Consider the following 22,656-nt stretch of genomic DNA (forward strand, 5'->3'; position numbering starts at 1 on the left):
ACAAAAAGCCGGCTGGTGCGAAAATCATGGCAGTTTGCCCCGGGTGAGTGACAACAAAGCGCTGCGCGCGGTGTTATGGTCGCGCCCCTCGGCAACGGACCCGCTTGAAAGGAAGCAGACAGGCCCCTTATGACCCTCGCAACCTTTACCCGCAAAACCCTCGCCAGCCTGCTGCTGATGGCCTTCGGCGGCTGGATCGTCTGGCTGTGGCTGACCCTGGCCGGGCCCACTGCCGGCATGAGCCGCTTCAAGACCCTGGAACCCTTGTCGATCGAGGGGCAAACAGCGGCGGCCTTGCCCGTCGGCACCGTGCTCTATTACGACACCGGCTTTGCCGAGGGCCATGGCCGTTACCTGGCGTACTTCTATCACAAGGGTGTCATCGCCCAGGAAGCCTTGCCCAGGGCCTTCTGGCCGGGGCAGGAGCAGATCAGCCCCTTGTGGTTGTGGAATATCGATCCCGAGCAGGTCCCGGAGAAGACCATGACGCGAGAGGACATTGTCGCCGCCGTACAGGCCGGCCAGCTGTCCCGGCAGGAGCTGGCGGCCATCCTCCAATCGTTGCCGCGCTAGCTCAGCGTTGCGAGTCCGCGGTCTCATCCAGCCGATCCGCCTCTATCACCTCGCCACCTTTACCCTTGGTCTTCAACTCGCTGACGATCACCGCCGCGACGATCAGCGCGCCGCCCAGCAGGGCCAGGGCCGGCAGGCGTTCGCCGGCGATGCGCCCGACCAGCCCGGCCCACACCGGTTCACCGGCGTAGATCAGGGTGGCGCGGGTCGGCGAGACGCTTTTCTGCGCCCAGTTCATCGCCACCTGGATCGCCGCGCTGGCGGCGCCCAGGCCCAGGGCGCTGGCCAGCAGCAGCCAGGAAAAGTCCGGGATGGCTTCCTGGGTCGGCACCACCATCAGGAACGACAGCACCGAGGTTGCGGCCAGTTGTACTACTGTGACCCGGCGCACATCGACCTGGCCGGCGTAGGTGCTGATCAGGATGATTTCCGCGGCGATGGCCACAGTGCTGATCAAAGTGGCGATTTCTCCCGGGCTGAAGTCCAGCGCGGCGCCGCTGGGCCCGGAGAGCAGCATCAGGCCGGTGAAGGCCAGCATGATGCCGATGCTCGGCATCAGCCCCGGGCGCTTGCCCATGAACAGCCATTGCAGTAGCGGCACGAAGGGTACGTACAGCGCGGTGATAAAGGCCGACTGGCTGCTGGGAATGGTTTGCAGGCCCACGGTCTGCAGGCCGTAGCCGAGCATGATGGCGGTGCCGATGAAGACCCCGGCCTTGAGTTCGAACAAGGTCAGCCCGCGCAGGCTGCGCAGGGAGAACAGCCCGACGATGCAGGCCGCCGCGGCGAACCGCAGGCCGACGAAGAACATCGGGCCGCTGACGGTCATGGCGTGCTGCACCGTGAGAAAGGTGCCGCCCCAGACCATGGTGATCAGCACCAGCACGCACTCGGCTTTGCTCAGTTTGAGGAAGAAGGAAGAAGATTTGCAGGAGTTCACCGACGTCATGCCCTTGCGTGCTACCCGGGGCGGCCGCACAATGCGCCGCGAAGTTGGGCAGTATACTGCGCAAACCCATACAGTGAGCAATATAGTGCACAAAGATCCTGGGCAGCGCGCTTCCGTGCTGCAGCATGTCAGTCACAACGTCCGGCGCCTGCGCCACGCCGCCGAGCTGAGCCAGAGCGCCCTGGCGGAAAAGTCCGGGGTCAGCCGGCGCATGCTGGTGGCCATCGAGGCCGGTGAGAAGAATGTCAGCCTCAGCACCCTGGACCGGGTGGCCGAAGCCCTGGACGTGGCCTTCAGCGACCTGATCCAGGCCCCCGATGCCCGCGACCCGAGCCGGATCAACGAGCTGGCCTGGGCCGGGCTGATTCCCGGGAGCAAGGCGGTGCTGCTGGCCAAGGCCAACGCCTGCCGCGAAGTGGAGCTGTGGGAGTGGCGCCTGGAGCCGGGCGAGCAATACCTGTCGGAACCGGACGCCGAAGGCTGGAGCGAGCAGCTGTATGTCTTCGAGGGTTGCCTGACCCTGGTCCTGGGCGAGCAGGAGCGGCGCCTGGACAGCGGCGAGTTCTTCATGTTCGCCAGCAACCTGCCGCATGCCTATCGCAACGATGGGGCGGTGGCGGTGCGTTTTGTGCGCAACGTGGTGATCTGAGCACTGTTGCCTGGGCAACAGTGCTTGAACATTTTGCCTGTTTTCAATTGATGCTGTTTCTTATAAATATCAATCAACTTACTGATTTGTAAGACTTATAGTCTTAGGCACGACTTCTGCAATCTCCAGGTCAGAACGGATCTTCCGCATTCGACAGGACCTGGAGTCGGCCATGACAGCCACTGCTCAACCCACCCGAACCGCCCACATCATCCACTCCGACGCCGAGGCCATCGCCGTCGCCCGGACCCTGGCCGAGCGTTTCGCCGTCGAAGCCAGCGTGCGCGATCGCGAGCGGCGCCTGCCGTTCGCCGAGCTGGACGAGTTCTCCGCCAGCGGCTTGTGGGGCATCACCATTCCCAAGGCCTATGGGGGCGCCGGGGTGTCTTACGTGACGGTGGCGGAGGTGATCAAGATCATTTCCGCCGCCGACTCGTCCCTCGGCCAGCTGCCGCAGAACCACCTGGGCGTGCTCGACATCCTGCTGCAGACCGCCAGCGAGGAGCAGAAGCGCTATTACTTCGCCAAGGTGTTGCAGGGTTATCGCTTCGGCAACGCCTTCTCCGAAGCCGGCAGCAAGCATGCCGGCGCCTTCGAGACCCGCATTCGTTTCAACGCCGACGGCGCGCGGATCGACGGCGAGAAGTTCTACTGCACCGGCGCCTTGTTCGCCCACATCGTGCCGGCGGTGGCGGTCGACGAGCAGAACAAGGCGTTCATCGCCTTTATCGAGCGGGACAACCCCGGCCTGACCGTGATCGACAGCTGGGACGGTTTCGGCCAGCGCACCACGGCCAGTGGCGGGGTCACCCTCGACGCGGTGCAGGTGCCGCTGAGTGCGGTGATCCCGGCCCATCGCGCATTCGACGAGCCCACCGCCGACGGGCCGATCTCGCAGATCATCCAGGCGGCGGTGGACACCGGCCTGGCAGTCGGCGCCCTGGAAGAAGCCAAGCGCCATGCGCGCCAGTCGCGCCCCTGGATCGACAGTGGCCAGGATCATGGCTGGCAGGACCCGTTCACTATCGCCGCCATCGGCGACCTGGAATGGCGGGTGCACGGCACCGAGGCGATCCTGGAAAAAGCTGGCCTGGCCATCGACCAGGCACTGCGCGAACCCAACGAAGACAGCGTGGCCCAGGCCTCGGTGGTGGTGGCGCAAGCCAAGGTGCTGTCGGCACAAAGCGCCTTGCTCGCCAGCAGCAAGCTGTTCGAACTGGCCGGCACCCGCTCGGTGCTGGGCAAGTACAACCTCGACCGCTACTGGCGCAACGCACGGACCCACACCCTGCACGACCCGGCGCGCTGGAAATACCACCTGATCGGCAACTTCCTGCTCAACGGCGTCAAGCCGGCCCGCCACGCCTGGAACTGAGGAACCGCCCATGAACGCATTGAGCCAAGCCACCACCCATGAAACACCCGCCGATGAACAGGTCGAGCACAGCCACCACGACCTGCGCCGCGCCCGCGAGCTGCTGCAATCGACCCTCACCTTTGTCCGTGAACAGGCCAAGCCCTGGCCCGGCAGCGGCCTGGCCCGAGTCAGCGACGACCCTTATGTGATCAGCCGCTTTGGCGACCTGCTGATCCGTATCGAAGTCGCCGCCGCCTTGCAGGAACGGGCGCAATCGCTGCTCGCCAGGGAGCACGACGTCGCCGAAATCGGCGTGGCCCAGGCCGAGGCGGCCATCGCCAGCCGCGAGGCCTTGCTCGCGGTGAGCAACGCCGAGTTCGAGCTGACCGGCCAGCGCAGCCCGCTGCCCGCCGCGCAGGGTGAACCCTTGCGCTGGAAATACCCGTTGATCGGCAACTACCGTCTCAACGGCGTGGTGCCGCCCAGTTTCAGGAGTGCGGTTTGATGGCCCGGGAAATCCGTCTCAACGCGTTCGACATGAACTGTGTCGGCCACCAGTCGCCGGGCCTGTGGGCCCACCCCCGGGATCGCTCCTGGCAATACAAGGACCTCGAATACTGGACCGACCTGGCACGGATCCTCGAACGCGGCAAGTTCGACGGCCTGTTTATCGCCGATGTGCTGGGCATCTACGACGTCTACCAGGGCAACGGCGAGGCGGCGATCCGCCAGGCGGCCCAGGTGCCGGTCAACGACCCGCTGCAACTGATCCCGCCCATGGCCCTGGTCACCGAGCACCTGGGCTTCGGCCTGACCGCGTCGCTGTCGTTCGAGCATCCCTATCCCTTCGCCCGGCGTCTTTCGACACTCGACCACCTGACCCGCGGCCGGGCCGGCTGGAACATCGTCACCTCCTACCTGGAAAGTGGGGCGAAGAACCTCGGGCAGAAAGCCCAGACCGAGCACGACGCCCGCTACGACTACGCCGAGGAATACCTGGAGGTTTGCTACAAGCTCTGGGAAGGCAGTTGGGAAGAGGGCGCGGTGCTGCGCGACCGGGAGCGGCGGATCTTCAGCGACCCGAGCAAGATCCATGAGATTCGCCACGTCGGCCCACACTTCCAGGTGCCGGGTATCCACCTCTGCGAGCCTTCGCCGCAACGCACCCCGGTGCTTTACCAGGCCGGGGCGTCGAGCCGTGGCAAGCAGTTCGCCGCCGAGCAGGCCGAGTGCGTGTTTGTCGCCGCGCCGTCCAAGGTGCTGCTGAAGAAGACCGTGGCCGATATCCGCCGCCGGGCCGCCGAGGCCGGGCGCGATCCGGCGCAGATCCTGATCTTCAACCTGCAGACGGTGATCCTCGGCGAGACCGACGCCAAGGCCAGGGCCAAGTTCGAGGAGTACAAGTCCTGGGTCAGCTACGAGGGCGCCATGGCGCTGATTTCCGGCTGGACCGGCATCGACTTCAGCCAGTTCAAGCCCGATGAGCCGCTCAAGCATGTGCACACCAACGCCATCCAGTCGGCGGTGGAGGCGTTCTCCACGGCCGACCCGAACAAGGTCTGGACGCCCCATGAGCTGGCGGACTGGGTCGGCATCGGCGGCTTCGGCCCGCTGTTCGTCGGCAGCCCGGAAACCGTGGCCGACCTGCTCCAGGAATGGGTCGAGGACACCGATGTGGACGGCTTCAACCTGGCCTATGCGTTGACCCACGAGACCTTTGTCGACGCCGTCGAACTGCTGGTCCCCGAGTTGCAGAAGCGCGGCGTGTACAAGACCGAATACGCCCCCGGCACCTTGCGCGAGAAGCTGTTCGGCGCCGGGCCACGCTTGCCGCAGAACCATCCGGGCAGCGCCTATCGCGACCTGGCGGCCTGGCATCGCCAGGAGCAGCAGGTGGCCTCCATCCGGATACCGTCCCTGTAGCCGCTGCCGAAGGCTGCGATAGGTCCGAAGGACCTTCAGCGTCAGTGTGATCGTCACGACCTGTCGGTCGATCGCAGCCTGCGGCAGCGGCTACAGGTGCAGTGCAAACCCAAAAACCGGCCAGCGGACCACCGCACGCTTTTGCCCAAGGAATCGAGGTCAGTCCATGAGCGTGCATGAACTCAAGCGTTCGCCCCCGGCGGACGCGCGAACACCGGAAAACACTGTGCTGCTGCCCGCGGCCCTGGAGCTGTTGCAGCACTGGGCGCAGGTCAGCCCGCTGGCCAGCGCGTTGCGTCACAAGCGCCACGGCCATTGGTACAACTGGCGCTGGATCGATGCCGCGCGGGATGTCGAGCGCCTGGCCGACGGCCTGCGCCAACAGGGTTTCGACGAAGGCTCGCGACTGGCGTTGAGCGGCCTGTTCGAGCCCAACCTGCTGCTCCTGGCCCTGGCCGCGCAACGGGTGGGCGGCCAGGTGCTGACCCTGAGCGACGAGCTCGACCCGCAAGCCCTGCGCCAGGCCCTGTGGAACCTGCGCCCCAGCCATGCCTTCGTGCATTCGCGCCAGCAACTGCTGCGCTGGGTCGCCGCCGGCGAAAGCAGCATGGCCCCGCAATTGTTGATTGCCCATCAACCTGTTCCGCGCCTGCCGGAAGGTTCGCGCCAGCCGGTGCTGGCCTTCAGCGACCTGCTCGGCAGCCGGGAAAAGCCCCAGCGCCAGAACCACTGGCGGCATCCGGCCCATGCCGCGCAGCTGTGGAGCGAGGAGGGCACGCAATGGCCGGAAGGCCTGAGGGTCTTGCTGCACCAGTGGCTGCACAGCGGCCATAGCCTGGCCTTCCCGGAAAGCCGCGGTTCGGCCGTCCGCGACCGCCGCGATGTCGCCCCCAGCGGCCTGCTGCTCTCGGGGCCTTGCCTGCAACGCCTGGCCGACGACATCGAAAGCCGCCTGGCGCCCGTGGGCAGTTGGCGCCGCCGCCTGTGCGACTGGGCCATTGCCCAGCCGCACCGCCCCCTGCAACGGCTGCTGAAGAACCGGGTGCGCCGGCTCCTGGGGTTCCAGCGCCTGGATTACATCTGGCAGGCCCCCGGCAACCCCTCGACACCTTCGGCGCCGGTGTGGCTGGCCGAATTCAAACGGAATATCGCATGAGCGCCGCCGACCCCATCCTGCAAGTCAATGCCATCTCCCTGTCGTTCAAGGGGGTGAAGGCGATCAACCAGCTGTCCTTCGCGGTCGCGCGCGGCGAGATCTGCGCGCTGATCGGGCCCAACGGCGCCGGCAAGAGCTCCTTGCTCAATATCCTCAATGGCGTCTATCGCTTCGACGCCGGCTCGATTGTCTTCGACCGCGAAGCGTTCCAGCGCATCGACCCCTTGCAGGCGGCGCGCCGAGGGATTGGCCGGACGTTCCAGAACAACGCGCTGTTCAAGAAGATGAGCGTGATCGACAACCTGCTCAGCGGCCTGTCGCGGCACACCCGCGCCCGCTTTATCGAACAGGCCCTGGGGCTGCCCCGGGCGCGGCGCGAGGCCGAGGCTCATCGGCAACTGGCCCAGGGCATTCTCGAGTTCCTCGAGTTGCAGGCGCAGCGCGATGTGCCGGTGGGCAACCTGGCCTACGGCCTGCAAAAGCGCGTCGAGCTGGGCCGGGCCCTGATCGCCGGGCCCAGCCTGTTGCTGCTGGACGAGCCCATGGCCGGGATGAACGCCGAGGAAAAACAGGACATGGCGCGTTTCATCGCCGACATCAATCGCGACCTCGGCACCACGGTGGTGCTGATCGAGCACGATATGAACGTGGTCATGGACCTGTCCGACCATGTGGTGGTGCTGGACTACGGGCGCAAGGTCGGCGACGGCACCCCGGCCGAAGTGCAGGCCGACCCCAAGGTGATCGCCGCCTACCTGGGGGTGGTGCACTGATGAGCTTTTTTTTCGAAACCCTGCTCGGCGGCCTGCTGGCCGGCACCCTGTATTCGCTGGTGGCCATCGGCTTCGTGCTGATCTACAAGGCCAGCGGTGTGTTCAATTTCGCCCAGGGCGCGATGTTGCTGTTCGCCGCGCTGACCTTCGTCAGCCTGCACGACCAGGGCGTGCCCTTTGTCCTGGCGCTGCTGGCGACGGTGCTGGTGATGATCGCCGGCGCCTGGCTGATCGAGCGGCTGGTGCTGCGGCCGCTGGTCAATCGTTCGCAGATCACCCTGTTCATGGCCACCCTGGGCCTGTCGTTCATCATCGAAGGCCTGGCCCAGGGGCTGATGGGCTCCCAGGTCAGGGCGCTGGACCTGGGCATCGACGACGTGCCGCTGTTCCTCGGGCCGCTGATGCTCAGCCAGTTCGACCTGATCGCCGCGGCCACCGCCGTGGTGCTGGTGACGGTGCTGGCGCTGCTGTTCAACAAGATCCGGATCGGCGTGTCGCTGCGAGCGGTGGCGGACGACACCACGGCCGCGCTGTCGATCGGCATCAACCTCAACCGCATCTGGCAGATCGTCTGGGCCGTGGCCGGCATCGTCGGGCTGGTGGCCGGGCTGCTCTGGGGCGCGCGCCAGGGCGTGCAGTTCTCGCTGTCGCTGGTGGTGCTCAAGGCTTTGCCGGTGCTGATCATCGGCGGCTTCACCTCGATCGGCGGGGCGATAGTCGGCGGGCTGATCGTCGGCGCCGCGGAGAATCTGGCCGAGGTCTACATCGGCCCGTTGATCGGCGGCGGCATTACTCCCTGGTTCGCCTATGTGCTGGCCCTGGCCTTCCTTTATATCCGTCCCGCCGGCCTGTTCGGCGAGCGCGCCATCGAGCGAGTCTGAACCCATGTCCATCCCCCTGAGCCAGGCCACCGCGCCTGTGCTGTTGATCCCGCGCCGCCTGCCCTGGGGCCTGGGCGGCCTGCTGTTGCTGGCCCTGGTCGGCGTGCCCCTGGTGGGCAACGACTATTGGCTCAACGCCATTCTGATCCCGTTCCTGGTGCTGTCCCTGGCAGGGCTCGGCCTCAACCTGCTCACCGGCTACACCGGCCAGACCTCGGTCGGCGCCGCCGGCTTCATGGCGGTCGGAGCCTTCGCCACCTACGGGTTCCTGCTGCGCCTGCCGGAGCTGGGCCTGCCCCTGGCGCTGCTCGGCGGTGGCTTGATCAGCGCGGCGGTGGGCTGGCTGTTCGGCCTGCCCAGTTCGCGGATCAAGGGCTTCTACCTGATGGTCACCACCCTGGCGGCGCAGTTCTTCCTGGAGTGGCTGTTCGTCAAGTTTCCCTGGTTCTACAACTACGGCTCCTCCGGGACCATTTCGGCGCCCCGCCTGAGCCTGTTCGGCCATGACCTCAATACCCCGGTCGGGCGTTACCTGCTGACCCTGGCCTGCGTGCTGCTGTTGACCTGGGTCGCATTGAACCTGGTGCGCAGCCAGGTCGGGCGCAACTGGATGGCGATTCGCGACATGGACACCGCGGCGGCGGTGATCGGCATTCCGGTGGCGCGCTACAAGCGCCTGGCGTTCGCCGTCAGTTCCTTCTACCTGGGCATCGCCGGCGCCCTGTGGGCCTTCGCCTACCTGGGCACCGCCAGCGCCAGCAGCTTCGATATCAATCGTTCGTTCCAGATCCTGTTCATCATCATTATCGGCGGCATGGGCAGCGTGGCTGGCAACTTCGTCGGCGCGGCCTTTATCAGCCTGCTGCCGATCCTGTTGAGCCACGCCGGACAAGCCCTGTCGGGCGGTGCGGTGGATGCCGGGCAGTTGCAGAACCTGCAGAAAATCATCTTCGGCGTGCTGATCATCCTGTTCCTGATCAAGGAGCCGGAGGGCCTGGTCCGCCTGCTGGGCAATCTCCGGCAACGGCTGGGCCACTGGCCGCTGCGTTTCTGAATTCCACTCCTGAGTAGAGAAAAATATGCGTGCATCCTTGAAACGTTCCCTGGCCGGCGTCGCGGTGGCGCTGGCGATCCTCGGCGGCGCGGCGCCCGTGGCGCAGGCCGCGGCGGACCAGCAGTTCTTTCCGCTGGCCACTTACCGGGTCGGCGCCTATGCCTCCAGCGGGGTGCAGGTGTGGGCCGGCATGATCGACTACCTGAACTACATCAATCAGGTGGAAGGCGGGATCAACGGGGTCAAGCTGGTCTGGCAGGAGTGCGAGACCGAGTGGACGGCGGAGAAGGGCATTGAGTGCTACGAGCGCTTCAAGAACGGCCTGGATGGCGCACCGGTGGCGGTCTACCAGCCCAACGGCGCACCGGCGGCCTATGCCCTGAGCGAGCGCGCCGAGGTCGACAAGATCCCGCTGATCACCCTGGGTTACGGCCGTACCGAAGCCACCGACGGCACGGTGTTTCCCTATAACTTTCCGGTGATGCTGACCTTCTACAGCGAGGCGTCGACCCTGGTGAACTACATCGCCGAGCGCGAGGGCGGCTTCGACAAGCTCAAGGGCAAGAAGATCGCCACGGTCTACCACGATTCGGCCTATGGCCGGGAAACCCTCGGCCCGCTGAAGCTGCTGGCGGAAAAATACGGCTTCGAGAACATCCAGATCCCGGTGGCCGATCCGGGTAACGAGCAGTCGGCGCAATGGCGCCAGGTGCGCCAGCAGAACCCCGACTGGGTGTTCCTGCGCACCTGGGGCGTCTCGACCCCGGTGGCGGTGAAGACCGCCGCGCGCTTCGGCTTCCCGGTGGACCACATCATCGGCGACATCTGGGCCAGCTCCAGCGAAGACGTATTGCCGGCCGGCGCGGCGGCCAAAGGCTACCTGGCGCTGACGCCTTATCCGGCGGGAAGCGATTTCGACATCCACCGACGCCTCAAGCAACACATCCTCGACCAGGGCAAGAGCGACCTTGCGGACCTGAAGAACTTCGGCAGCGTGTACTACAACTCCGGGCTGGTGAACGCCGCGGTGGCGGTCGAGGCGATCCGCACCGCCCAGGGCAAGTTCGGCCAGCGCCCGCTCAATGGCGAAGAAGGCCGCTGGGGCCTGGAGCACCTGAACATCGACGACGCCCGGCTCAAGGACATGGGTTACCTGGGGTTGATGCAGAACCTCAAGCTGTCCTGCCGCGATCACGAGGGCGGCGGTTCGGCGCGGGTGCAGCAGTGGGACGGCGCCCACTGGACCCTGATCAGCGACTGGATCGCCGCCGACCGCGCCTTGCTGCGGCCGCTGATCGACGAGAAGTCAGCGGCCTTCGCCAAGGAGAAGAACCTCACGCCACGCAGCTGCACCGGGGATGAATGAAGCATGAGCCAGACCGCTCCGGCCGCCACGGCCGACGACCTGTTGCAGGTGCGCGATATCGAGGTGATCTACGACGGTGCGATTCTCGCGGTGGCCGGGGTCTCCCTGAGCGTGCCCGAGGGCGGCATAGTCGCCTTGCTGGGGGCCAACGGCGCCGGCAAGAGCACCAGCCTCAAGGCGATCTCCGGGCTGCTGCGCGCCGAGCGGGCCGAGGTCAGCCGGGGCTCGATCGCCTTTCTCGGCCAGGACAGCGCCGGCGTCGATCCCAGCCAGCGGGTGCGCCAGGGCATGGTCCATGTGCTGGAGGGGCGCCATGTGTTCCCGCAGCTGACGGTGGAGGACAACCTGCGCAGCGGCGGTTTTGTCCGTGGCTTGAGCCGCCGGGAACTGGCCGCCGACCTGGAACGCATCTACGCCTGGTTCCCGCGCCTGAAGACCAGGCGCGGCACCCGCGCCGGCCTGACTTCGGGCGGCGAGCAGCAGATGGTCGCCCTCGGCCGCGCGCTGATGACCCGGCCGCGCCTGGTGCTGCTGGACGAGCCGTCCATGGGCCTGGCGCCGATCATCGTCCAGGAGATTTTCGAAATCGTCGCGCAACTCAATCGCGAGGCGCGGGTGAGCTTCCTGATCGCCGAACAAAACATTAATGTGGCGCTCAAGTACGCCTCCAGGGCCTACGTGCTCGACACCGGGCGCGTGGCCTGGTCCGGCACCACCGATGAACTGCTGGCCCGGGGCGATCTGCAGGACTTCTACCTAGGCAGGCACTGAACCGTGAGAACCCCATGAGCCAAACACCCAACGGACAGGCGAGCGGCGCCACCCGTGATGCCGATGTGCTGATCGTCGGCGGCGGCCTGAGTGGCGCCTTGCTCGCCGCCCAACTGCTGCGCCTGCCGGGCCGGCGCCAGGTGCTGGTGATCGAGCCGCGCAGCGAGCTGGGGCGCGGCGAGGCCTACAGCGCTGTCGAGCTGGGCCACACCCTGAACGGCAACGCCGCGCGCATGAGCGTCGACCCAGACAACGCCGACGACCTGACTCAATGGCTGAGCGATTACATCGCCGCCGGCGGCTGGCCGGAATCGAAGCAGCAGCCTGTGCCCATCAGCGAGCTGTTTCCTCCGCGCGGAATCTTCGGCCTGTATGTCCAGCAGCGGCTGGCCGAGGCCCAGGCGATTGGCGCCTCGCAGGGTTCGACGGTGGCGCATGTGCGCGCCGAGGTGGTGGACTTGCAGGCCGACGCCGAGGGTGCCTGGCTGACCCTCAACGACGGCCAGCAACTACGCGGCGCCTTTGCCGTGCTGGCCACCGGCATGTTCCCGGCGGCACGCACGCCGCAGACTCAATCCAGCGGTCTCAACGCCGCCGCGCTGGATCCCTGGGACGTTTCGGCCATGAGCCGGCTCGACCCGCAGGCCACGGTGCTGATCATTGGCTCCGGGCTGACCATGGTCGACGCCGTGGTGTCCCTGGAGCAGGCCGGGCATCGCGGGCCGATCGAGGTGTTCTCGCGCCACGGCCTGTTGCCCCATGTGCGGCGCCAGCCACCGGCCTGGGTCGACTTCCTCGCCGAGGATCCCAGCCTGCGCAGCCCGCGCCAGTTGCTGCGCGAGCTGCGTCGGCAATGTCGCCAGGCGCTGGCGGATGGCGTGGACTGGCAGGCGCCGCTGGACACGGTGCGCGCCCATATCGGGCGCTTGTGGAGCCAGGCCACGGACGTGCAGCGCCGGCAGTTCGTGCGCCATGTGCGGCCGTGGTGGGAAAGCCATCACCACCGTTCGCCGCCGCTGAGCGCCGAGCTGGTGGCGCGTTTGCACGGGGAAGGGCGGTTGCGCATCCAGGCGGCCTCGTTCAAGGGCCTGGAGCCTTCGGCGGATGGGCGCCTGGCGATTGGCATCCGTCGCCGCGGCGAAGCGCAAACCCGCTGGGTCGCGGGGGATGCGCTGATCAACTCCAGCGGCATCGAATACGACTGGCGCCGGGTCGCCCGGCCGTTGCCGCAGCAGCTGCTGGCCCGTGGCCTGATCACGCCGGGGCCGCTGGCCCTGGGAATTTGGGCCGACGCCGCTGGCGCGGTGGTGGATGGCGAAGGGCAGGTTGCCCGCCGGCTGTTCGCCATGGGCCCGCCGTTGCGCGGCATGTGGTGGGAAAGCACCGCGGTGACCGACGTGGCCAGCCAGGCCAAGGCTCTGGCCGCACGCCTAGCGGCATTACCCTTGTAGCCGCTGCCGCAGGCTGCGAACGGCTGCGCAGCAGACGCCGCGATCCTGAGGCCGCCAAGCAAGGTCCTGCGGACCTTTTCGCAGCTTCGCCTTGGCTCAGCAGCGGCTACAGGGTCACCCAGCGCTGTTCGGCGGCGGCAAGGCGAATCGCCGCCGCCAGGCGCTCGACCTGCCAGGCCTCGGCGAAATCCGTCCCGCCTTGCCCCTGGCCGCCCAGCGCCATGATCAGCTCATGGACCTCCAGGGTCTTGAGCTCGTTGTAGCCCAGTTGATGCCCCGGGGCCGGGCTGAAGGCGGCGTAGCCGGGCAGGGCAGGCCCGGCCAGCAGGCGCTGGAAGCCGCTATCACCGGCACGGTACAGGCGCAGTTCATTGAGACGTTCCTGGTCGAAGGCCAGGGTGCCGCGAGTGCCGCTGATCTCGAAACTCAGGTGGTTCTTGTAGCCGTGCTTGAGCCAGCTGCTGCTGAACGTACCGCGGGCACCGCTGGCGAAACGCAGCAGAGCATGGGCCTGGTCGTCCACGGCGATCGGGCGCTGCTCCTGGCTGCCGGCGCTGGCCGGGCGTTGGTGGTGCACGGTCTGGCTGTCGGCGCAGACCGCCTCGACCTCGCCCAGCAGATAACGCGCCATGGCCAGCAGGTGGCTGCCCAGGTCGGCCAGGGCGCCACCGGCGTGCTGCGGATCGCAGCGCCAGGAGAAGGGCGAGGCCGGGTCGGCCATGAAGTCTTCGCTGAACTCGCCCTGGAAGCTGACGATCTGCCCCAGTTCGCCGCTGTCGATCAGCGCCTTGGCCTGCACGATCATCGGGTTGTGCTGGTAGTTGTAGCCGACCCGGGTGACTACCCCGGCGGCCTGGGCCGCGTGCTGCATTTGCTGCGCCTGTTCGACGCTGACCGCCAGGGGCTTCTCGCAGTACACCGCCTTGCCGGCCTTCAGGGCGGCCATGGCCATGGGGAAGTGCAGGTGATTGGGCGTGGTGATCGCCACCAGGTCGACCCTGGGGTCGTCGATCAGCCGTTGCCAGTCGCCGTGGGCCTGGGCAAAACCCCAGGCCGCGGCACAGTGCTCGGCGCGCTGGCGGTCGGCATCGGCCAGCGCTGCCAGGTGCAGGCGCACCGGCAACTCGAACACCGCGCTGACATTACGGAACGCCAACGCATGGGCCCGGCCCATGAAGCCCGTGCCGATCAAGCCTATTCCCAGTTCACCCATCGCCGACCCCTTGCAGAATTGTTGTTGTAAGGAGTGCTCTTTATGGAATAAAAATTCCGTAATTGCAATCTATGGAATAAATTTTCAGCAGCGCGCCGCTGCTGCTCGGCAACCCGGCCGGGAAAAGCCGAAGGGCGCAAATAAAAAAGGGTGCAATGAACAGTCATTGCACCCATGGGCCGATCACCTGAGCAGGGTCAGAACTGGAAGGTGAACCCCAGGTTGACCGAGCTGCCACCGCCATGACCGGACACCAGCCCGGTGTAGTTCAGCGACACCAGGGTGTCTTTGCTCATGGCCATTTCCGCAGCGGCCTTGACCACCGCGCCATCGCGAGACACCGGCACGCCGTTCACCGCAAAGGCCGCCGCACTGCCGGCAAATTTCAATGAGGTTTCACGATCCAGGTTGCCGTACTGGTGTTCCCAGCCCAGCTCGCCACGCAAGGTCACCGAGCGGGTGGCGCTCACCGGCAATTGCGTATGACCTCGCAGGCCAAGGGTCGAGAGCGTGGCGTCCTGGCTTTGCTTGCTGCCATGCAAGGCTGCTGCACCGCCGCGTTCCTTGAACGAGTCGTTCTGGAAGTTGATGTAGCTGAGGTTGGCGAAGGGCTCGAAAGCCGCCCACCGGGTGTAGCCGATTTCGCCGAACACCTGATCGGTACGCGCGTTGTAGTTGGCTTTTTCATGGCTCGACTGGTTGCCGTACGTCACGTCACGGGAAGTGTCGAAGCGGTGCCAGGTGGTGGCTCCGCCGAGGCGCAGGGCGATGCTGTCGAAACGTTTGCCGCCATAGATCGACAGGTGATAGTTGTCGCTGTCGGCGGAAGTCCTGGAGGCGCCGTTCAGATCGGTCCTGGTGTAGCCGGTTGCCGCACCGACGCGCCAGCCATCGCCGACGTCGGTGTCCAGGCCGAGCAGGACGCCGGTGGTGGAAGTGCTGTAGCGCGTGGCGTTGTGATCGGCGTCGACTTGCCTGTGGCCGCCGAGCAATTGCACCCAGCCACCATTGCTGCTGGCCTGGATATCCATATCGGTATCCAGGACCTGAGCCTGTTGCAGGCGGCCGTTGACTGCGTCGCGCAGGTAACGGCTGTCAGCGATCTGCGCAGCGGCGATGTCGGAGTGCACCTGGCCATCGAGCTGGTTGAAGGCTTGTCGCGCCAGTTCCGCCGAGTCGGAGGCCAGGATGCTCTCGTACACCGGATTACCTGCGCTCAATGTGTCGATGGCGCTGGCGACGGCACGCTCGTTACGGGTCAAGGCTACGCTGGCGAACGCGGTCTGGTTGCGGTAGATGCCCAGGTTCAGCTGGTTCGGCTGGTAGTTCAGGCGGGTGTCGAGGAACAAGAAACTGGGGGCGACGGAAGCGAACTGGCCGTTGATACCCAGGCTGGCGCTGAGGATGTTGAACTGCTGGCCCAGGTAGCTGCTGGCCTGGGCCGCAGACAGCAGGTTGGGGCTGTTTTCCATGGAGAGGGTGACCTGTCCGCCGTTGAGAGTAGCCACGCCCGTGCTCTGGATGGTGTCGGTCTGCCCGTTGGCGGCGACTTCCACCGCGTACACCGAACCCGGGTTGAACGTGACGTCGCCGGTGTGCAGGGTGCCGACCGAATGGCCGGGGGCCACGGTACCGCCGTTGTTCACCAGCAGGGTGCCGATGCTGCCGTTACCCGCCAGGGTGCCGCCGATACGGGTGACCACCTGGTTATTGGCATCGACGGTGCCCACGGCGCTGCCATCGACCGTCACGCTGGAGGTCAATCTGCCGTCCACCGAGAGCTTGCCGCCACGGACCCAGGTACTGCCCGAATAGCTGCTCTGGCCGTCGAGTACCAGTTCCCCATCCCCGGACTTTGTCAGGCTGCCGACATAGGTCTGGCCGGTCAGCGGGTCCAGGCCGCGGGTCAGCGTTGCCTGTTCCCGGGCCATGCCGATCTCGTACTGGAATTGATCGTCCGCCGAGGCCCCGGCCGGTAGACCGTTGACCCAGCCTTTGTGCTGCTTGATCGCGCTCCAGGTGGCCTGTTCGGCAGCGTCTTCGCTGCGTCGGGCACGGATCGCTTCGTCGGAGATGTCGTTGGCCCAGATATCGCGGGTGCCGGCGGGCAGCGCCACGGCCAGTGCACCGACGAACTGTCCCGGGCCCTGCATGGCCTTTTTCAGGTTGGGCAGGCCCCAGCCGTTGACCACCCCTGGCACCTGCGGGGTGCCGGGAGCAGCGTCGTGCACCGGTTGCAGGTTGTCGTAGGTGCGTCCGCCCGTCCGGTCGCCGACCGGGGTGTCGGGGTCGTCCGGGGTTTGCAGGGTGGAGGTGGTCAGCAAGACATCGCGGGCCTGGCTCGCGGTCATGTAGGGAAAGCGCTGGATCACCAGGGCCAGGGCGCCGGAAACGCTGGGGGCGGCCGCCGAGGTGCCGTTGGCGTTGGGGATGATCTCGCCTTCCGGCCCTGCGGACGGAATGCCGGAAACCCCCATGACGCACCACCACTTGGAAGTGCCGCAGCGGTTGTAGACCTGGGCGCCGCTCTCGTCATAACCGGTGATGGACAGCCACTTGGATTCCAGGTCCGGCTTGAAATAGGGGAGGTTGGCGTTGGTGTCCGGGTTGGCGCCATGGCTGTCGTTGCCGGCGGAGATGATCTGGATGAACGAGTACTGCCGGCCGGCGTCGGCCATGGCATCCATCCAGGTCTTCTGGCCCGCGTGGGCCTTGTCCCAGAACGGCTGGTAGGCGGCGGTCATGTCCCTGAGGATAGCCTCCGGGCTGTCGCCGACAGTGCCGAAGTGGTTCTCTACGTCATTACGCGAGTTCTGCCCCCAGCTCTGGTTGACGATCGACACTTTTTTCGCCGCCAGCGCGTCGTAGCTGGCCATGAAGGCGTTGTAGTCGAGGTCGTTGGAGCCTTGATAACGGTCGTTGTCGCTGCCGCCGGTGTTGGCCACGAACAGATTGGCGTCGAAAGCGATGCCGTGCATGCCGGTACCATTGCGACTGGCCGCCAGTACTCCGGACATTTCCGTGCCGTGGCCGTCGTTGAAGCTTGGGTCGTACTCACCCGCAATACTGAAGTGCTCACCTTTGTGGAACTCGCCGGCAGGCACCTCCAACCGATAGCGCGGATGGGTTGCGTAGTATTCGCCGGTAGAGGTGACTGCCTGCACACGGTTTTCGCCTGTGGCGTTCTTGCCCTGGAATTCCGAATGTTCACTGAGGATGCCCGAGTCCAGCACGCCGACGTTTACCCCTTTCCCGGTGATACCCAGGGCATAGGCGTAATAGGCGTTGGTCCGGTCCAGGCCGGAGTTGACCTGAGCTTCCGGAGTCTTCCAGGTTTGCGCGTTATTGCTCCAGTTGCCGGTCGCGGCGGACCATGACTGTCCGGCATTGAGTTGTTTGTGCAGGTCCGTGGCCACGCCCGGCTCTATATAGGTATAAGGTTGGGCTGCCGGCAGGTTGGCAATGATTGCTTTGGCGAAGTCGAATATGTTCTGGGTATAACGGCCGGAGTTGCTGAACAGGCGGCTTTTATAGCGATCCAGATTGTTGTTGTAATCAAGTGGCTTGCTCGTATCGCCGAGCATTGCACTGATCGACAGGTTTTCCGTCTGCAACTCGTAGTTCTGCTGGAGCAACGAGTCGAACTTTGTCGATTGTGCGGCAAACTCTTTGGCTGCCAGGTCCAGGGTATTGCCTACACCAAAACGCAAGTTGGTATACACGGCGGTACCCGGCGCGAATGACGCAGCGGCTTTCCTGAACGCAGCCTCCAAGACTTGGGGTGTATAGGGCGAGCCGGTGGGCGGATTATCTGCCAGAGCCATCTGGCCCTGACCCAGCCACAAGGCGATGGCCATTGCGACAGGGCTCAGGGAAGCTGGTTTTAAGCGGTTGCTGCGTTTGTCTGAATCGATACCTGCTACGTCCATGTTCCTTTTCCTTGAGATATGTCCTTGGTCGAAACTGATGTTTCGATCTCTTGTAATAGGCAGGGTTTAAATGACGGGCTGAAACAAAGGTGCTGTTTAGAAGCACGTGGTGTGTTTATTGTTTTTACTGAGCAATAGGGAGTTCAGTTTCGGTTATCGTTACTGTATCGCTTGATACTCACTAGGTGGTACATATTAAGAAGTCGACAATCAACGAATGGTCAGTTGTTGATCCTCAAGTTGTTTTTCTTTAAGACACACATCGACCTCCGCTGTTTTCAAACAATGGTTTTTCATATGAGTGGTGTTGCAGAAAAATAACTGCGAGAGGGTTATAGCATGACAAATGAGCTTGTAACAAAATATTTATAGAGTGCTACGAGCTTGATACCAGAACTGTGACAGGTTTGGTTTTCTGTTTGAGAAAGGTTGGGGGCGAGGTGTGGGTGCCGGGCAATAAAAAGGCAGCCCGCAGGCTGCCTTTGTTGTACGGCGAAGGTCGATCAGGACAGGAAACCGCCGTCCACATTCAGCGATACGCCCGTGGTGTAGCTCGAGGCGTCGCTGGCCAGGTAGAGCACGGCGCCGGCCATTTCGCTCGGGTCGGCCACGCGCTTGAGGGGGATCTGCGCCAGGGCGGTCTTGAGGATGGCGTCGTTCTTCACCAGCGCCGAGGCGAACTTGGTGTCGGTCAGGCCCGGCAGCAGGGCGTTGCAGCGGATGCCGAACTGCGCGCATTCCTTGGCGAAGACCTTGGTCATGTTGATCACCGCGGCCTTGGTCACCGAGTAGATGCCCTGGAAGATGCCGGGGGACACGCCGTTGATCGAGGCCACGTTGATGATGCTGCCGCCGCCGTTGTCGCGCATCAGCTTGCCGGCTTCCACCGACATGAAGAAGTAGCCGCGGATGTTCACGTCGACGGTCTTCTGGAAGGCGCCCAGGTCAGTGTCCAGCACGTTGCAGAACTGCGGGTTGGTGGCGGCGTTGTTGACCAGGATGTCCAGGCGCCCGAACTGTTCGCGGATGCCGGCGAACACCTGGCTGATCTGCTCCATCTCGCCGATATGGCAGGCGATGGCGGTGGCCTTGCCGCCGGCGGCGACGATGGCGTCGGCCACATGCTGGCAGCCTTCGAGCTTGCGGCTCGAGACGATCACATGGGCGCCTTGCTGGGCCAGTAGCTTGGCGATGGCTTCACCGATGCCGCGGCTGGCGCCGGAGACGAAAGCGATCTTGCCGTCGAGGTCGAACAACTGAGTCTTGGACATGGTTTTTCCTTATTGTGTGCCTGGCGCGTCGGGACGATCAGAGGCTGGATTTCTTGATGACTTGCAGGCTCATCTGCTCCAGCAGCTTGTTCATGTGAATGAACTGCGCGAAGCGTTTGTCCTGGGTCTGGCCATGGAAGAAGCGGTAGTAGATCTGTTGCACGATGCCGGCCAGGCGGAACAGGCCGTAGGTGTAGTAGAAGTCGAAATTGCCGATCTGGATGCCGGCGCGTTCGGCGTAATAGTCGACGAACTGCTGGCGGCTCAGCATGCCCGGGGCGTTGCTCGGCTGGCGGCGCATCAGTTGCACCGGCGCCGGGTCGCCCGCTTCGATCCAGTAGGCCAGGGTGTTGCCCAGGTCCATCAGCGGGTCGCCCAGGGTGGTCAGTTCCCAGTCCAGCACGCCGATGATCTGCATCGGGTTGGCCGGGTCGAGGATCACGTTGTCGAAGCGGTAGTCGTTGTGCACGATGCTGGAGGTCGGGTGATCGGCCGGCATCTTGTCGTTGAGCCAGGCCATGACCGCTTCCCACTTGGGCGCATCCGGGGTCAGGGCTTTCTCGTAGCGGTCGCTCCAGCCCTTGATCTGGCGTTGCACGTAACCTTCGGGCTTGCCCAGGTCGCTCAGGCCGCAGGCCTTGTAGTCGACGCGGTGCAGCTCGACGAACTTGTCGATGAAGCTCTTGCACAGGGCCTCGGTCCTGGCCGCGTCGAAACCCAGCTCCGGCGGCAGGTCGGAGCGCAGGATGATGCCCTTGACCCGCTCCATCACATAGAACTCGGCGCCGATCACCGATTCGTCGGTGCAGTGCACATAGGCTTTCGGGCAATACGGAAAGCCGTCCTTGAGCTGGTTGAGGATGCGGTATTCGCGGCCCATGTCGTGGGCCGACTTGGCCTTGTGGCCGAAGGGCGGGCGGCGCAGGACGAATTCCTGTCCCGGGTATTCCAGCAGGTAGGTCAGGTTCGAAGCGCCGCCCGGAAACTGGCTGATCTGCGGGGTGCCGGTCAGGCCCGGAATATGCGCCTTGAGGTACGGATCGATCAGGTTGGCATCGAGTTCCTCGCCGGAGCGAGTACGGGTGGACTGGTCAGTAAGCGCCATGCTTATCCCTTCTGCTTATTCTGGAGGCCAGAGATTATTGGCTAATCTAATGTGCCCACCTGAGCGCCACAATCGCCGCAGGCCTTTATAGGTGAGCGTGTTGCCGGGCAATCATTGCTTTTGATACAAGCGTTTGAATGGGCCCGGCTTCACTCTAGTCCAGTTCGCCGGGCCTGAATGAGCATTCCGACCGGAGCGGCGCACGGCACCGTTTCTGCCTAGCGCCGAAGGCGCCCAGCGCGGGGCATGGTCTGCGTGGCGTCTGTGGCCACGGCGCCTGATTCAGTTCGGGGCAGGCAGGGCGATGGGGGTCAACAGCGGCTGGCCGCTGAAGTGGGCGACGAGGTTCTTGCCCACCAGCTCCACGGTGGCCTGGGTCGCTTCCGGCGACAGCCCGGCGACGTGGGGTGTCAGCACCACATTGTTCAGGGTCTTCAAGGCATCCGGCACCCGCGGTTCGTCGTCGAATACGTCCAGGGCCGCGCCGGCGATGCTGCGTTGCTCCAGGGCCTGCAGCAGGTCGGCGGTGTTCACCACGCTGGCGCGGGCGATGTTCACCAGGAAACCCTCCGGCCCCAGGGCCTGCAGCACGGCTTTGTCGATCAGCTGGCGAGTGCCTATGCCGCCAGGCGTGGCGACCACCAGGAAGTCCGAGTGCCGCGCCAGTTCGGTCGGGGTCGGGCAGAAGCTGTAGGGCACGTCGCTGCGGATCTGCCGGTTGTGGTAGCTGACGCTCATGTCGAAGCCATTGGCGCAGCGTTTGGCGATGGCCAGGCCGACGGCGCCGAGGCCGAGGACACCCAGGCGCTTGCCGGCCAGGGACGGGCGCATGACTTTCGGCCATTCGCCACGCCGCACGGCGGCATCGGCGCGGGGGATGTCACGCACCAGCGACAGCAGCAGGGCCATGGCGTGGTCGGCCACCGACGAGGCGTTGACCCCGGCGCCGTTGCTCACCGCTATGCCACGGTTGCTCGCCGCCTGCAGGTCGACCTGCTCGTAGCCGGCGCCGATCACACAGATGATTTCCAGGTGCGGCAAGGCAGCGATTTCTTCGGCGCTCAGGCCCAGCGGACCACGGGTGAGCACCGCGTTGATCTGCCCGGCATGGGCCCTGATGGCGGCCGCTCGTTCGCTGGGCGTCGGCGCGAGGATCAGGTGGAAGCCCTGGTTTTCCAGAATCCACAGGTAGTCATTGATGGTTTCGACGAGGACCAGAACGGTGGCGGGCATGCGTGTCTCCTGAAGGACTGAAGAGGGACGGACGGCGTACGGCGCAGCGATGGCAACCGGCGTACGGCTCAGGGAGCTGCTGTACCGTGATAAACCACTCAAGGGCTCAAGATTGCGGATTGCAGGGCGCTTTGGCAAGGCGCGGTCGCGGGTTTTTCCCGCGACCGCGGCCTGGAAAGCGTCGCCGCCCTCGAGGGCCTGATCGCCAGCAAGCTTGGCTCCTACAGAAGCAGCGGCGTGCCTGACACTGCTCCTACAAAGAGGGCATTCAGAAGCGAATATCAGCAGTTTTCACTCGCCGGACAAAGGCGCCGTCCAGGGTCGCATTGTGGTGGTCGATGATCGCCCGGGCCGGGAGCGCCGGGGTGTCCATGCAGGTATGGGCATCCTCCGCCAGCACGGCGGCGAACCCCAGGTCCAGGGCGGCGCGGCAGGTGGCGTCGATGCAGTACTGGGTTTTCATGCCGACGATCACCAGCTCATCGACCTGCGCCGCCCGCAGGTGTTCGGCCAGCCCGGTGCCGACAAAACAATTGGGGCGGGTTTTGTCCAGCCGCCGATCGCCGGCCTCGAGCTGCAATTGCGCCAGCAGTTGCCACGGCGCGCTGCCGGCGGCGATGGGCGAGCCTTGCGGGCCGGTATGGCGCACGGCGATCACCGGCGCGCCGGCCTGCCGGGCGCGGTGGATCAACTGGTTGATATTGTCGAGCACGCGCTGCCCCTCGAAGGGCTGCTCTGGTCCGTGAAACAGGCCGACCTGCATGTCGACGATCAGCAGGGCGGGGCGCTGGGCCTGGGGTGACGGCATGGTGTTTCTCCTTGTGAGCCAGCTGGACGGAGAAACAAAAGGCCCCGTCCATTGCTGGCGGGGCCTTGGGTTCGACTGCGCTGTTGTCAGCTCATGCAGCGACCACACGACCCGCCGGAAGCGGTCGTGGTGGTCGTGCGGGTGAGGTGGCGCGGGAAAGGATTCATGGCGCCGATCATGGGGCCGGGGTTCGC

At 65.2% G+C, this 22,656-nt stretch carries 18 protein-coding genes and 1 pseudogene; 12 read left to right on the plus strand and 7 right to left on the minus strand.

Annotated elements, in window-relative coordinates; all coding sequences use genetic code 11:
* The first annotated feature begins 129 nt into the window (after nt 1–129).
* Nucleotides 130–573 carry a hypothetical protein gene (locus tag CXQ81_RS14745; RefSeq protein ID WP_101337621.1) on the plus strand — a complete coding sequence of 148 codons (444 nt, stop codon included), beginning with the start codon at nt 130–132 and terminating at the stop codon, nt 571–573.
* A gap of 1 nt (nt 574) precedes the next feature.
* On the opposite strand, the pseudogene CXQ81_RS14750 reads toward CXQ81_RS14745, so the two are convergent.
* A pseudogene (locus CXQ81_RS14750) lies at nt 575–1,592 on the minus strand (DMT family transporter).
* A 15-nt stretch (nt 1,593–1,607) separates the two neighbouring features.
* On the opposite strand from CXQ81_RS14750, the gene CXQ81_RS14755 reads away from it, so the two are divergent.
* The 11 genes from CXQ81_RS14755 to CXQ81_RS14805 all read left to right on the plus strand — a co-directional run bounded on the left by CXQ81_RS14755 (nt 1,608) and on the right by CXQ81_RS14805 (nt 12,903).
* A complete protein-coding gene (locus tag CXQ81_RS14755; RefSeq protein WP_009043403.1) occupies nt 1,608–2,171 on the plus strand; it encodes a helix-turn-helix domain-containing protein in 564 nt (187 codons plus the stop codon).
* 172 nt (nt 2,172–2,343) lie between these two features.
* On the plus strand, nt 2,344–3,546 hold the full coding sequence (locus tag CXQ81_RS14760; RefSeq protein WP_101337622.1) for an SfnB family sulfur acquisition oxidoreductase: 1,203 nt from the start codon (nt 2,344–2,346) through the stop codon (nt 3,544–3,546).
* Nucleotides 3,547–3,556: 10 nt separating this feature from the next.
* The gene (locus tag CXQ81_RS14765; protein WP_101337623.1) at nt 3,557–4,033 is read left to right on the plus strand and encodes an acyl-CoA dehydrogenase; all 477 of its coding nucleotides are present in this window, start codon (nt 3,557–3,559) and stop codon (nt 4,031–4,033) included.
* On the plus strand, nt 4,033–5,451 hold the full coding sequence (locus tag CXQ81_RS14770; protein WP_053260751.1) for an LLM class flavin-dependent oxidoreductase: 1,419 nt from the start codon (nt 4,033–4,035) through the stop codon (nt 5,449–5,451). The genes CXQ81_RS14765 and CXQ81_RS14770 overlap by 1 nt, the downstream gene beginning before the upstream one ends.
* A 166-nt stretch (nt 5,452–5,617) precedes the next feature.
* Complete coding sequence (locus CXQ81_RS14775; RefSeq protein WP_101337624.1) at nt 5,618–6,607, plus strand: AMP-binding protein; 990 nt, start codon at nt 5,618–5,620, stop codon at nt 6,605–6,607.
* Nucleotides 6,604–7,380 (plus strand): ABC transporter ATP-binding protein, encoded by a 777-nt coding sequence (locus tag CXQ81_RS14780; RefSeq protein ID WP_101337625.1) that lies wholly within the window; start codon nt 6,604–6,606, stop codon nt 7,378–7,380. Before CXQ81_RS14775 ends, CXQ81_RS14780 begins: the two co-directional genes overlap by 4 nt.
* Complete coding sequence (locus CXQ81_RS14785) at nt 7,380–8,261, plus strand: branched-chain amino acid ABC transporter permease (RefSeq protein WP_101337626.1); 882 nt, start codon at nt 7,380–7,382, stop codon at nt 8,259–8,261. Before CXQ81_RS14780 ends, CXQ81_RS14785 begins: the two co-directional genes overlap by 1 nt.
* A gap of 4 nt (nt 8,262–8,265) precedes the next feature.
* Nucleotides 8,266–9,315 (plus strand): branched-chain amino acid ABC transporter permease, encoded by a 1,050-nt coding sequence (locus tag CXQ81_RS14790; protein ID WP_101337627.1) that lies wholly within the window; start codon nt 8,266–8,268, stop codon nt 9,313–9,315.
* 25 nt (nt 9,316–9,340) lie between these two features.
* On the plus strand, nt 9,341–10,681 hold the full coding sequence (locus CXQ81_RS14795) for an ABC transporter substrate-binding protein (protein WP_101337628.1): 1,341 nt from the start codon (nt 9,341–9,343) through the stop codon (nt 10,679–10,681).
* Between the two features lie 3 nt (nt 10,682–10,684).
* Nucleotides 10,685–11,452: an ABC transporter ATP-binding protein gene (locus CXQ81_RS14800; RefSeq protein ID WP_007923885.1), complete on the plus strand. Its 768-nt coding sequence runs from the start codon at nt 10,685–10,687 to the stop codon at nt 11,450–11,452.
* A gap of 14 nt (nt 11,453–11,466) precedes the next feature.
* Nucleotides 11,467–12,903: an FAD/NAD(P)-binding protein gene (locus CXQ81_RS14805; RefSeq protein WP_101337629.1), complete on the plus strand. Its 1,437-nt coding sequence runs from the start codon at nt 11,467–11,469 to the stop codon at nt 12,901–12,903.
* Between the two features lie 106 nt (nt 12,904–13,009).
* Here CXQ81_RS14805 and CXQ81_RS14810 read toward each other — a convergent pair whose 3' ends face one another.
* The 6 genes from CXQ81_RS14810 to CXQ81_RS14835 all read right to left on the minus strand — a co-directional run bounded on the left by CXQ81_RS14810 (nt 13,010) and on the right by CXQ81_RS14835 (nt 22,462).
* A complete protein-coding gene (locus tag CXQ81_RS14810; protein WP_101337630.1) occupies nt 13,010–14,116 on the minus strand; it encodes a Gfo/Idh/MocA family protein in 1,107 nt (368 codons plus the stop codon).
* 197 nt (nt 14,117–14,313) lie between these two features.
* Entirely contained in the window at nt 14,314–18,045 is a 3,732-nt protein-coding gene (locus CXQ81_RS14815; RefSeq protein ID WP_101337631.1) for an autotransporter domain-containing protein, read from the minus strand.
* Between the two features lie 503 nt (nt 18,046–18,548).
* Nucleotides 18,549–19,316: an SDR family oxidoreductase gene (locus tag CXQ81_RS14820; protein ID WP_007923881.1), complete on the minus strand. Its 768-nt coding sequence runs from the start codon at nt 19,314–19,316 to the stop codon at nt 18,549–18,551.
* A gap of 37 nt (nt 19,317–19,353) precedes the next feature.
* Nucleotides 19,354–20,421 carry a phosphotransferase family protein gene (locus tag CXQ81_RS14825; protein ID WP_101337632.1) on the minus strand — a complete coding sequence of 356 codons (1,068 nt, stop codon included), beginning with the start codon at nt 20,419–20,421 and terminating at the stop codon, nt 19,354–19,356.
* A gap of 282 nt (nt 20,422–20,703) precedes the next feature.
* Entirely contained in the window at nt 20,704–21,654 is a 951-nt protein-coding gene (locus tag CXQ81_RS14830; protein ID WP_101337633.1) for a 2-hydroxyacid dehydrogenase, read from the minus strand.
* 268 nt (nt 21,655–21,922) lie between these two features.
* Nucleotides 21,923–22,462, minus strand: coding sequence for a cysteine hydrolase family protein (locus tag CXQ81_RS14835; RefSeq protein WP_101337634.1), 540 nt, complete (start codon nt 22,460–22,462; stop codon nt 21,923–21,925).
* Nucleotides 22,463–22,656: the final 194 nt, after the last annotated feature.

Origin of the sequence: Pseudomonas sp. 09C 129, from assembly GCF_002843625.1 — a bacterium.
Lineage (GTDB): Bacteria > Pseudomonadota > Gammaproteobacteria > Pseudomonadales > Pseudomonadaceae > Aquipseudomonas > Aquipseudomonas chlororaphis.